Genomic DNA, 2,943 nt, shown 5'->3' on the forward strand with positions numbered 1-2,943 from the left:
TATTTTCTCCCGTCGGCACCGTCGAACGGAAAAATCAAAGAAAAATCAGAAAGGCGGCGGCCGAGCCCACCGAGGCGATGAGAGCGGTTTGCGCCCAGGAAAGCCGCATCGCACGGCAGAGCCAGAAGAACAGGAGCCCCGCTCCGCACCACGACATGAAGGGCCCCCATGAAATCGTCCAGGGGACGAGGAAGACAAGCTCATTCGCCAGCAGGGCCCAAAGGGAAAAGGCTCCCTCCGCCGCATCCAGCAGCCATGACGTCAGGGGCAGCCCGGCCAGATGCAGAAGGGCCGCGGCCGAGGTCAGGGAAAACGCGAATGAAAAGAAGGCGGGCGCAAAGAGGTTCAAAATCAGCCCCGCCAGGGGGACGCTCCCGAAGGTGTAGGAGGTCTGGGGGAAGGAGATGAGCCAGATGGAGGGGCTGAGCACGATCCAGAAGGCCGTTCCCCGCAGGCTCCCTTCCTCGAGGACCGCGGCGATGAGGAGAGCGGCCAGGACGGACAGGCGCCAGCCCACGTTCCAGAAGAGATGGGGGGAGAACAGGAGGAGGCTTACGGCGGCAGCGGCAACGGAGTTCACGGAGCTCCGCGGCCGTCCGAGGAGCTCCGCCAACAGGGCGGTCTGGATCATCGCGCCGGCGCGCAGGGCGCTTGGCGCGGCCCCGGTCAGGAGGATGTAGGTCCACAGGAGCAGGGAGAGCAGGGGGATCCGCAAAGGGCTTCGCCGCAGCAGCAATGAGGCGGAAAACACGACGATCCCCACGTGAAACCCCGATACGGCGAGAAGATGGCTGGTCCCCCACGCGCGATGCGCCTCGTTCAGGGATGCGTCCCGATAGCCCGTCCAGGCGGCGCGAAGGTAGGCCCCGGTCAGAGCGGGCGTGTGGATGGTCAGGAGGCGGAAGACCTCGTAGCGAAGACGGTGAAGATTCCAGGGTTGTTTCGGCGTGGGCTCGAGCTTGGAGGCGGCAAGCCATGCCGTAACGCCGTAACCCCTCCAGAAACGTTCCTCGTCGAAGCCCGTTCCGGCCGCGCGGCGCAAGGGGCGGGAGATCCCCTCCGCCGAGAGGCGCATCCCCTCGGTCACGGTGGCGAAGGGAAGGCGAAGAAGAAAACGCCCCTGCGGGGTATCGAGGACTGCCGCGTAGGTCCGTCCCCAGGGGCGGACCGAGGTCACGGTCCCCTCCGTTCGGATACTCATGGGCGCAGGGAGAGGGTGGTACAGCACGCAGACAATCCTGACGGAGGCCAACAGGGTCAGAAGGAGCACGAGGACGAACAAAGGCCACTGCCCCCGCTCCTCCTTTCGGAAGGAACAAAGCAGCACACCTGCTGCCGTGAAGGGGGCGAGAATCGGAAGAAGAACGGGACCGGCCTCCTCCTCGAGCCCCATCGCCGCAATCAGGGCGGCCAGGATGGCCAGAAAGGGAGCTCGTTCCAGGATCGTCATAGGTCTTCCCGCTCCGGCTCAAGTCAGGGGCCGACAGTCGCCCGATCCCGAAATCCCTCGAGCTTCGCGGCCCCGATACCCCTGACCTGGACAAGCTCCTCGACGCTTCGGAATGGACCGTTCTTCTCCCGGTACTCGACGATCCTCCTGGCCAGCGCGGGGCCGATGCCCCGCAAAGCCGTCAGCTCCATCTCCGAAGCGCGGTTCACATCGATCAGGCCGCCGTCCTTCGACCTGGCCGGAGGACCGATGCGGACCGTCGGAGCCGCAACCACAAGGGCCTCCTGAGGCTGACGCTCCCCCTTGCGCGGTACATGTACGTGCATCCCATCCGCCAAGGGCTGGGCGAGGTTGACGGCGACCGGGTCCGCAAAACCGTCGAATCCTCCCGCCGCGTCGACGAGGTGGACCGCACGCGCGCCGGGAGGCAGGCGATAGACACCCGGACGGCGGACGCTGCCCGTGACGTAGAGGAACCATTCTCCCGATGCGGGTTGAACGGATGGGCCGGAAGGATCGGTTTCCTGGAACGACGAAATGGGGGTTCCGCCGCGATGCTGAGGCTGTGACCCCCTGACATCCCCGGTATTGGGGGGCGATGAAATGGAGGAAAGGTGCGTTCGGACGGAGGGCAGACCCCGAACCAGAAGCCCTGCCGCGAGGAAACAGGCCATGCCTACGGCGACGCAGAACGCACCCCGATGTCTCTCCCAGAGAGTCCGCCACACGCGACCTCCACCTCCTCGATTTGGAACCCTAGGAAATCTTGTCCTTTGCAGGCGTTGGAGTTGAGACGGCGGTCCCGTTGGACCGAAGAGAAACGGCCAGCCACAGGATCTCCAACGGCAGCGCCACCAGCAGTATCCAATGCGAAAAGCCCAACCCCTCAAGGAGCCCCTCGGCCCTCAGCCCATCGATGGACAGGCGCATGACCGAATAGAGGATCAATCCCAGCGGGGTGATCACGGAGGCGCCCCCCAACCTCTTGTCCCGGCTTCTGTGTCGCAGGGTGAAGCGCTCGACGGCCAAAAGGGTCACGAGGATCGCCAGAGAGGCGACGGAGTAATATATCTGGGTGGGATGGCGCATCACGGACGCCGGGTCGTAGGGGAAGTGCACGCCGAAACGGTGCAGCGTGGGGATCCCGACGCAGCATCCGTTGAAAAAGCATCCCCATCGTCCCAGGGCCATCGTAAAGATCGCCGGAGGGGCGACGACGTCGCAAAGCCTCTGGAAGGGAAGCTTCGCATTACGCCAACAGAGGGAAAAAGCGGCCAGAAAAGCCCCCGTGAACGCCCCCACCTCCGAAAGGCCTCCACGGCGAAGGTCCAGAAGCAGGGAGGGGTTTTCATAATAGGCATCGAAGTTCCAGAGATACTCGAAGGCCCGAGCGCCAAGAAGCATGGCGAAGAACGCCCATCCGATCACGCGCCGGGCCTCGCCGTCGTCCACCCCGTAGAGCCGTAAACGCCGAATGCTCCAGAGCATCGCCA

The 2,943-nt window shown here is 64.5% G+C and carries 3 protein-coding genes; all 3 read right to left on the reverse strand.

Going from position 1 to position 2,943, the window contains the following annotated elements:
- Positions 1-34 precede the first annotated feature (34 nt).
- A complete protein-coding gene (locus Q0176_RS07725; protein WP_299301098.1) occupies positions 35-1,450 on the reverse strand; it encodes a ComEC/Rec2 family competence protein in 1,416 nt (471 codons plus the stop codon).
- Between the two features lie 23 nt (positions 1,451-1,473).
- Positions 1,474-2,178 (reverse strand): ComEA family DNA-binding protein, encoded by a 705-nt coding sequence (locus Q0176_RS07730; protein ID WP_299301101.1) that lies wholly within the window; start codon positions 2,176-2,178, stop codon positions 1,474-1,476.
- A gap of 28 nt (positions 2,179-2,206) precedes the next feature.
- Positions 2,207-2,943, reverse strand: a 737-nt coding sequence (locus Q0176_RS07735; RefSeq protein ID WP_299301104.1) for a prolipoprotein diacylglyceryl transferase family protein, incomplete at its 5' end; no start/stop codon positions are given.

It is taken from the genome of uncultured Fretibacterium sp. (genome assembly GCF_938040765.1).
Classification (GTDB): Bacteria; Synergistota; Synergistia; order Synergistales; family Aminobacteriaceae; genus CAJPSE01.

Bases quoted from the DNA above. Each gene is read 5' to 3' on its own strand.
- Q0176_RS07725 (WP_299301098.1), bottom strand. From the start codon at position 1,450: ATGACGATCCTGGAACGAGCTCCCTTTCTGGCCATCCTGGCCGCCCTG.